Raw genomic sequence first — 8398 nt, 5'->3', positions numbered from 1 at the left:
AATATTGGTAGAATCAGTCAGTCCCAAGGCGTTAACCAACTGGTAGTAGTTGGTGTAGCTGTCGCTGGCCGACTTGCTGTCGCCGTCGCTCCATCCGCCATTCAAACGCAAGGTAATGTTCCTGCCCGAGTTGTTCAGACGGCGGTTCACCTGTAACATACCGTTCACGTTCTTGGAGTCACTATACGAAATGCTCTTCTGGATACGGTTGTTGACGGCAATGCCCTTACCAATCAGTGTCTGGAGTTCATCCAGCGGATTGACGACGTAGTTGTAGGGATCTTGACTAAATGTGGCCTCATCGCCCGAGTTGTTGCCATCGTTCGTGTTATAGCGGAATGTGGGACGGAACAAGATGTTGGTCATCGAGTCGGGAGTCCACTCCAGTCGCATCTGGGCATTCCAGTTGTTAGAACGTGAGAAATTCTGGCTGATGCTGTTGCTGAACTGGGATTTGGTCTCACTATAGAATGTCTCTGATGACTTCTTAGAGAACGCATCGCCATCGCTGTGGTTCCAGCGCACACTTCCGTCGAATATCAGCTTACCAGTATTCTCATAGTTAAAATTCACACCGGCCATCTTGTTGGCGGTGAGGCCTTGGCGTCCCCCACCAAATCGGCCTCCACCGCCACCACCGGGGAATCCCATATCATTTGTATTGTTTGCATTGGTCATCAGGAACACCTTCATATCGTTTCTCATCACACCTCCGAAGATACGACCGGAATAGCGATGCTCAGTACCGGCAGCCACGTCTAGGTTCATCATCGTGCCTCTGTTCATTCCCGCTTTGATACCAAAGTCGAGCACCGTCTCCTCTTCGCCGTCCTCAATGCCCGAGACACGAGCCAGGTCGCTCTGCTTGTCGTAGGCCTTGATGCGATCGATAATATTGGTTGGCAGGTTCTTCATGGCGGTCTTCGTGTCGCCCGTCATAAACTCCTTTCCGTCTACAAGGATCTTCTTAACCTCTTTACCATTAATCTTAATGCTTCCATCATCGTTAACCTCAGCACCGGGCAGTCGCTTTACCAATTCCTCGACTACCGAGCCCTCTGGCGTACGGAATGCTGCGGCATTATATACAAAGGTGTCAGCCTTCAGGGTCACCTTCGAAGCACGTGCTGTAACGGTGGCGCCCTTCAACATGATGGCATCAGGAGACAGTGTGATGGTTCCTGCATGATAGTCCTTATCATTCTTCAGGGTGAATTTCTTGGTATAAGGCTTAAATCCGACGTAGGTTACTTTGAGTGTGTAGCTTCCTTCCTTCGGGGCTTTGATTGTAAAAGCACCTGATGCGTTTGTCACGGCATTAGCCACGACCTTCTCACCTTGGAGAATAGCGGCCGTGGCTTGAATCACTGCTTCCTGCGTATCCTGTTCAACAACCTTACCTGTCACTGTGCGCTGTGCACTAACTAATTGAGCCACCATTAATACGGCCATTAAGAGTAATAATCTTCTCATTGTATTTTTATCAGTTTGTGCCTCTTTGACGCAGAAAAACAAGAAAAGTTTAATAAGATTCCAAAAAATTTTGCCTTTTCATGATAGTTTTTAATTTTTTTGTGTACCTTTGCACCATAATCATATATAAAAAAGGCTGCCTGCAACCATTAAAATGAACCAGCAAAAGGTTATCATATCAGAACAGATAGGCCTCACACTTCAAGAGGCAATCTCGGAATGTGAGCACGACCTGACGTTCATTCTTGCAGACGAGACAACAATGCGATGCTGTCTGCCTATCGTCGAGTCCCTGCCCTGCCTTCAGGGTGCTCAGCTTATCACCATTGGTGCCACCGACACCCACAAGACACTCGAATCAGTAGTCCATGTGTGGGAAGAATTGGGAAAGAACGGCGCCACCCGTCACACCTTATTAATAAATATAGGGGGCGGCATGGTGACAGACTTGGGAGGCTTCGCCGCCTCTACCTTCAAGCGAGGCATCAACTACATCAACATTCCGACGACCTTACTATCAATGGTCGATGCAAGTGTTGGCGGAAAGACGGGCTTTAACTTCCGGGGACTGAAAAACGAAATTGGCGTGTTCCGCAATGCCAACTGCGTAATTCTCGACACTGAATTTCTGAAAACCCTCGACACCGAAAACATTCTCTCCGGCTATGCAGAGATGCTGAAGCACGGACTGATTGCCAACGAACCGATGTGGGCCGAACTGCTCAACTTCGACGTGGAGCATCCCGACCTTAAGCAGCTGAATCGCATGGTAGCCGACAGTGTAGCCGTGAAACAGCGCATCGTCACTGAAGACCCCACTGAGCGCGGCATCCGCAAGGCACTGAACCTCGGACATACTGCAGGTCACGCCTTCGAATCGCTGGCACTACAAAGAAAACCCGTACTGCATGGCTATGCTGTGGCTTGGGGCCTCATCTGCGAACTTTATCTCAGCGCTATCAAAACAGGCTTCCCCACCGACAAGATGCATCAGACGGTACGTTTCATACAGGAACACTATGGTAAAATGCCTATCACTTGTGATGACTATCCTACCTTGTTGGAACTCATGACACATGACAAGAAGAATGTGGCTGGCGTGATTAACTTCACCCTACTTGGCGGTATCGGAGACATCCGCATCGACCAGACAGCTACGAAAGAAGAGATATACGAGGCGCTCGACTTTTATCGCGAGGGCTGACAACGTAAAAAGAGTAACCAATCAACTTAATAGACCTAATCATATTACTAACTAATCGCAGATAGGGCCGCCCGCGAGGGTAGCCCTATCTCACTTTTACCAAGTCTGGATGCTTTTCTTATTCTGTCGGTCTCATCTATCTTTCTGCTTCAAAGGTTCCAGATGAGACAAGGGGGCTTCCATGATATTCCAAGAGAGCACTGCCCCATCGAAGCCGTGGCTCAGCACAGCCTTCAAGGACTCGGAGATGTATTCGGGCGAAGTCGGAGCGACAACGGGGCGGTAATTGATTTCAATGCCAGGATACTTAGCGCAGGAATAAGGCTCCATGGCCTTGAGCTGAGTATGCAGGAAATCAACGTCCATCTTAAAATCAGGGTATCCTGTGGCGGCGGGAAGGGCTTTGCGAAGCAGATCGTACTCAAACCCCATTCCAGCAGGAGCAAAGGTCTGGCGATACAGCATCGGCTTGATGAAATCCGCATGACCAGCAAGGATGGTATAATCCTGTCCAACGAAGGGTGCCATGAAAGGAGCATAAAGATCCATACCCACTTCGAGACCACGGCTACGGAGAGAGTCGGCAATAGCCGCTACAGAAGAGCTGACCACTTGACCTTTAGCCTTGAAGAAGGCTGCTGCCACTGGATTCTTAAAGCTGAAGCCTTCGACCGGTGTATAACCACTGACAGAGAAGAAAGCATCGCCCTGAGTTTCAAATTCAGCTTTCACCGCTTGAATGTCGACCCCTTCAGCAGCAAAGCGCTCGACGCATAGCGGACAACCGCAACCAAGCACGCCACTAACCCCACTGACAAACGACTGAGTGCGGATGCGATCGATGAACACGCCGTCGAAACCGCAATCACTGAACAGACTGTCATAGACGGCCACCACATTAGCAGCATTCTGAGGGTCTGACGGGCAGTTGAAACGGAATCCCTCGCCCGCGGCCAGGTCATAATTAGTAGGCACCTGTCCCCACAGGTCAACAGCTGGTGTGTTTTCGCATACCTCCTCCGTCTCAGCAAACACAGGCAACCACAGCAGCATACGGATACCTCTGTCGTGCAGATAGTCACCCACCTGACGGTAGATTTCTTTGTCCTGACTCCAACCGATGATAACCTTCTTTACAGGTATCAGCTGACTCACTGTGTCGATGCGGCCAATCACCTGTTCTGCCGTATAATCTGGCGAATGCCACCCGCCCAGCGATACCTGGACGACATACTCGGCCTCATGACTCTGCTGTTTCTGACAAGCCAGCAAGGCCATCACGCCAACAATCATGTATACAATCTTTTTCATCTTTTTATATTTTGTTTTAGGTTTATATTCTTAGTTACAAAACTGTTTCGGCAAGACGTATAGCTTCTTGACGGGCAGGTTTACCTGTCTCTGTGAGAGGAATGCGAGCCACATGGAGATAATAGCGAGGCTGGTGGTATTTGGACAGCATGCGCTGACAGACCTCACGAGCCTCTTCTACAGATCCCTCGGTGAGTAACACCGCGACCTCACCAAACTTTGGGTCGTGACGCTTCGTTAATAAATAAGGTACATGCAAATGCGGACGCAAATGGCGCTCAACTTCCTCTATCTGTATCTTTATACCACCAGAACAGATAACGTTGTCTCTTCTCCCGATAATCCGGAATTTTGAATGATCAGACGAGAACTCAACAATATCATTGGTAACAAGTGGTTCTTCACAAACCTCAGGAGCATTGATAACAAGACAGCCTTCATCGTTATGAGTCACCCGTACAGAGGGGAACGGCGTGTACCACTCGGAAGTGTCCGGACCACTAATCCGACGAAGAGCTATATGCGAAAGGGTCTCGGTCATGCCATACGTACTCCACACCGCATTGGGGAAAGTGCGCAACTCTGCTGCCATCTGATCGTCGATGGCGCCACCACCGATAATGAGGTGACGGATCCGCATGAGACGTTCACGTTCTTCAGGAACCTGTAGGGAGTTGTAGACCTGCATAGGTACCATTGCGGCAAAATCGACATATTCCACATTACTAAGCGGATGACCTGAGGGTTCGACGGAAATAAGTTTCAGACCACGTTCTATGGAACGGACGACCATCATCTTACCTGCGATATAATCGAGCGACATGCACAATAAAGCCGTATCGCCAGACCGAAGACCAAGGAAATCGCACGTGATACGGGCAGAGGCCAACATGCGGCGCTTCTCAACCAACATAGGCTTGGGAGCACCTGTACTACCACTGGTCTGCACATGGACAAACTCTGAGGCATCATTCCATTCAGACAGAAATGCTTCTAATGTCATCGCCATAATTGATCACCACGTATTTCGAGGGACATAGGGATGTTGTCGGTGAAAAGCTGACCTGTACCGAGCCCCTGAGGCATGAGCACAGGAACTGAACGATAGACGTCGGAAGTAAACTGGGCAATGGCATTAAGCCCGACATTGCTCTCAAGGGCAGAGGTAATCCAATGGCCAATGCCCAGATCGTCGGCTGCGGCAATCCACTCCCGGCAACCTTGCATACCTCCATGAAGTGAGGGCTTAAGCACAATATAAGCAGGTTTAATGGTGCTGAGCATGTGATGCTTCATCTCAGGATCGTTGACACCGATAAGTTCTTCATCAAGGGCGATGGGCAAAGGCGATTCACGACAGAGCTGCGCCATGAAGCCCCATTGCTGAGCCTTGATAGGCTGCTCAATACTATGGATGGCATACTGCGAGAGCAGTTCAAGCTTATAGAGGGCATCTTCAAAAGGAAAGGCGCCATTGGCATCGAGGCGTAACTGAACCTCGTGGAAGGAGAATCGCTCACGGATACGCTTGACGAGGTCGAGTTCCTGATCGAAATCGATGGCACCGATTTTAAGTTTCACGCATCGGAATCCCTTGGTCAGCTTCTCTTCCATACGCTGGAGCATCTCATCATAGTTTCCCATCCACACAAGGCCATTGATAGGGATGCCTACCTCACCACGACTGAAAGGGGTATCGAAAAGCAAGTCACCATGCTGGAGGTTAAGCCAAGCAGTCTCCAGTCCAAAGAGCATAGAGGGATAGGGGCGCATAGCCTCATAGTCGATGGTGCCAGACTGACAGAGAGCCTCACAAAACTGATGTAGTTTAGCCGTATAAGCCTCATCGGTCATCGCATCACAACTCAAGTCAGGCAATGGCGCACACTCTCCAACCCCGACATGATTGTCATCCGACAGATGGACGAACCAGCTCTTCCGAGTCAGATAAACGCCACGCGACGTTCCTGCAGGCTGTTTGAAATGGAGCAGTCGCTCCTCTATCTCATAGGTCATGGCATCTTAGGGTATTTCTTGAAATCAGGTTTACGCTTTTCAAGGAAAGCTTTTCCACCCTCCTGGGCTTCGTCAAGGAAATAATAGAGCATGGTGGCATCGCCAGCCAACTCCTGAATACCTGCCTGACCGTCGAGTTCTGCATTGAGACCTGCCTTGATCATACGCAGAGCCAAAGGCGAGCGTTCCATCATGATCTCTGCCCACTCTACACACTCGTCTTCAAGTCGCTCGATGGGCACCACCTTATTGACCATGCCCATTTCCTCGGCCTCCTTTGCACTATACTGACGGCAGAGGAACCAGATTTCACGCGCTTTCTTCTGACCAACGATACGAGCCAGATAGGAAGAGCCGAAGCCGGCATCGAAGGAGCCCACCTTAGGACCTGTCTGTCCGAAGATGGCATTCTCAGAGGCGATGGTGAGATCACATACCAAATGAAGCACATGACCTCCACCAATGGCATAACCATTCACCATAGCGATGACAGGTTTGGGCAGGCGACGGATCTGCATCTGCACATCGAGCACAGAGAGACGGGGCACACCCTGTTCGTCGACATAGCCACCACGTCCCTTTACATGCATATCACCTCCGCTACAGAAAGCATGCTTCACATCGCCAAGCGTTTTACCTTCTGGCACATCAGACATCGCACCAGTAAGCAACACCACAGATATGTCCTGCATCTCACGACATAGAGCGAAAGCCTGCGACAACTCCCAGGTGGTCTTAGGCGTAAAGGCATTACGATACTGCGGACGATTAATGGTAATCTTAGCAATACCGTTATATTCTTCGAACAGAATCTCTTCGAACTTCTTGATTTCTTTCCAGTTTCTCATTATCTTAATGTTTTATAATAATCCTTGAATACCCGCTCATCCTCACTAGCGTCAGTAAACACCTCGAGGAGCACGGGACGACTGCTTTCCATATTCAATAAGGTGTCGACACCCTTCAACATCTCTCCCATATTCTCCGCCTTCAGATACCGCACATTGTTCTGTAGACAGATACCCTCCGCGGAGGTATGGTGTTCTGCGGCGACAAACCTGTCACGAGCCCCACTCTGCTCCAAACCTTTCAGCATGTTAAAGATACCTCCTTTACCATTGTTGAGCAGCAGAATACGCAGGTTGCCCTGCAGATTCTGATTCCAAAGGGCGTTCTGGTCATAGAAGAAACTCAGGTCACCAATGATACAGAACACCTGTTCATCAGTAACACAAGAGAAACCTGCTGTTGTAGAAAGTGAACCCTCAATGCCATTTACGCCACGATTACACCACACTGGATGCCGGGCATAGATATTGGCCAGACGGATGGCAGTGGAGTTGGCATAGTGTACCTCAGCACCAGTTATACGTGACTCGAAGGTTTTCACAACAGCCATCTGGGAATAGGCGGGCTCGTAGCTTTCTGCATGAGCGCGCACACGTCTGAGCAGTTCATCCCACATCATGACAAACGGATGAGGATGATCTTCGAGCAGATGCTGCACATGGTCGGCTACCAGTTTGCCATCACCCTGAATCACCTGCGTAAGATTCATAAACGTATCGGTCACCTCACCTGTTTCGTTCACCATCCACACCTCACGAGCCTTGCGCAGGAAACGCTTCAGGCGTTTGCTCACGATGGAGCCACCGGTGCATAGCACGAAATCGGGCACGTAACTATCATCATTTCCCACAAGTGCCACAGCTTCATCGAAACCAGGATTCATTGGCTGACCGCAGATGAGCATAGGACGCTTAGCCGACATGAACATGCGTTCCACATGACTGAGTGTGGGTGCGGTGATATCGGCAGCCGTCATTCTGATACAACGTTCTTGAGGTAAAGCCGAGACAGTATAGTCGAACAGGGGTTCGCTGATAGGCACATTGATATGTACAGGTCCACAGCCCTGATTAGCACAAGCCAACAAGGCTTCGTTAACTAAGCGATTACAATACCAGTGCTGTTCTTCGTCTGTTGGTTCTGGCAGCGAGACGGCTTTCTTCACGAAATGTCCTAAGGCATCGGGCTGAGGAAGCGTCTGACCATCAAGTTGGTCAATCCACTGCTGAGGACGGTCAGCTGAGATGGCTACAAGGGGCACATGCTGGTAATAAGCCTCAGCCACCGCAGGAGTGAGATTGAGCAAGGCCGTACCGCTGGTGACACATACCACGACAGGCTGTCTCAATGCCTGTGCCATACCCAAGGCATAAAAACCTGCAGAGCGCTCATCGGTGACGGGATAACACACGATGTCGGGACATTCGTTGAGATTATGCACGATGGGCGAGTTACGGCTTCCCGGACAGACCACCGCATGTCGTATGCCATGAGCCACTAACAAGGTTGTGAGTATATTGACGTTATCCTTATTACTATACATAG

At 49.9% G+C, this 8398-nt stretch carries 7 protein-coding genes; 1 reads left to right on the top strand and 6 read right to left on the bottom strand.

Annotation, left to right across the window (positions count from 1 at the left end; translation table 11 throughout):
• A partial coding sequence (locus tag T325_RS03500) for a carboxypeptidase-like regulatory domain-containing protein (RefSeq protein ID WP_036910474.1) occupies nt 1-1473 on the bottom strand: 1473 nt, incomplete at its 3' end.
• Between the two features lie 154 nt (nt 1474-1627).
• On the opposite strand from T325_RS03500, the gene aroB reads away from it, so the two are divergent.
• The gene (aroB, locus tag T325_RS03495) at nt 1628-2677 is read left to right on the top strand and encodes a 3-dehydroquinate synthase (protein WP_036910440.1); all 1050 of its coding nucleotides are present in this window, start codon (nt 1628-1630) and stop codon (nt 2675-2677) included.
• A 132-nt stretch (nt 2678-2809) separates the two neighbouring features.
• Here aroB and T325_RS03490 read toward each other — a convergent pair whose 3' ends face one another.
• The 5 genes from T325_RS03490 to menD are packed head-to-tail and all read right to left on the bottom strand — an operon-like array spanning nt 2810 to nt 8396.
• The gene (locus T325_RS03490) at nt 2810-3988 is read right to left on the bottom strand and encodes a hypothetical protein (protein ID WP_036910439.1); all 1179 of its coding nucleotides are present in this window, start codon (nt 3986-3988) and stop codon (nt 2810-2812) included.
• Between the two features lie 34 nt (nt 3989-4022).
• Nucleotides 4023-4991, bottom strand: coding sequence for an AMP-binding protein (locus T325_RS03485; RefSeq protein WP_036910438.1), 969 nt, complete (start codon nt 4989-4991; stop codon nt 4023-4025).
• A complete protein-coding gene (menC, locus tag T325_RS03480) occupies nt 4988-6004 on the bottom strand; it encodes an o-succinylbenzoate synthase (protein WP_036910437.1) in 1017 nt (338 codons plus the stop codon). Before menC ends, T325_RS03485 begins: the two co-directional genes overlap by 4 nt.
• On the bottom strand, nt 6001-6852 hold the full coding sequence (gene menB, locus T325_RS03475) for a 1,4-dihydroxy-2-naphthoyl-CoA synthase (RefSeq protein WP_036910435.1): 852 nt from the start codon (nt 6850-6852) through the stop codon (nt 6001-6003). The genes menC and menB overlap by 4 nt, the downstream gene beginning before the upstream one ends.
• Entirely contained in the window at nt 6852-8396 is a 1545-nt protein-coding gene (gene menD / locus T325_RS03470; RefSeq protein WP_036910433.1) for a 2-succinyl-5-enolpyruvyl-6-hydroxy-3-cyclohexene-1-carboxylate synthase, read from the bottom strand. The genes menB and menD overlap by 1 nt, the downstream gene beginning before the upstream one ends.
• Nucleotides 8397-8398 lie beyond the last annotated feature (2 nt).

It is taken from the genome of Prevotella sp. FD3004 (genome assembly GCF_000746155.1).
GTDB lineage: Bacteria > Bacteroidota > Bacteroidia > Bacteroidales > Bacteroidaceae > Prevotella.
The sequence above is the reverse complement of the archived record's forward strand: the minus strand, read 5'-3'. Positions and strand labels throughout refer to the sequence as shown.